At 61.6% G+C, this 757-nt stretch carries 1 pseudogene; it reads right to left on the bottom strand.

What is annotated here, in order from left to right:
* Window positions 1-757: pseudogene (locus V6C16_RS14620) on the bottom strand (signal recognition particle protein); the annotation flags it as partial.

Here is a 757-nt window from a genome sequence, read left to right on the forward strand (position 1 = left end):
GGGGGCATGCCGCGCATACGCGGCATGGAGGGCATTTTTGCGCCCTTGCCGCCCATCATGCCCTTCATCATCTGGCGCATCTGCTCAAACTGGCGCACAAGCTGGTTGACCTGGGCCACGGTTACGCCCGCGCCCTTGGCAATGCGCGCCCTGCGGCTGCCATTGAGAAGGTCGGGATTACGCCGCTCGGCCATGGTCATCGAGTTGATGATGGCCTCGGTGCGCGCCATTTCCTTTTCGGGCATGGCTCCGCTGGCTTCCGCCAGCTTTTCGCGCAGACCGCCCAGACCGGGAATCATCTTGAGGATGCTTTCCAGCGAGCCAAGCTTTTTGATGCGGCGCATCTGGGTACGAAAATCTTCAAGGTCAAAGCTGGCCTTTTTCATCTTGCGGGCCAGCTCTTCGGCTTCTTCGGCATTGATGGCGCCCTGTGCCTTCTCCACCAGAGTAAGCACGTCGCCCATGCCCAGAATACGCCCGGCGATACGGTCGGGGTGGAAAACCTCCATCTCCGACAGTTTTTCGCCCATACCCACAAATTTGACAGGCGCGCCCGTCACCGCACGGATGGAAAGGGCCGCGCCACCGCGCGCATCGCCGTCCATCTTGGTCAGCACCACGCCGGTGATGCCCAGCCGTTCGTTAAAACTTTCCGCCACGGTCACGGCGTCCTGACCGGTCATGGCGTCGGCAACAAACAGAATCTCCTGCGGCTGCACCGCGGCCTTGATGGCCTCAAGCTCCTGCATGAGCGGCT

This window comes from Desulfovibrio sp. 1188_IL3213, assembly GCF_036763145.1.
Lineage (GTDB): Bacteria > Desulfobacterota > Desulfovibrionia > Desulfovibrionales > Desulfovibrionaceae > Desulfovibrio.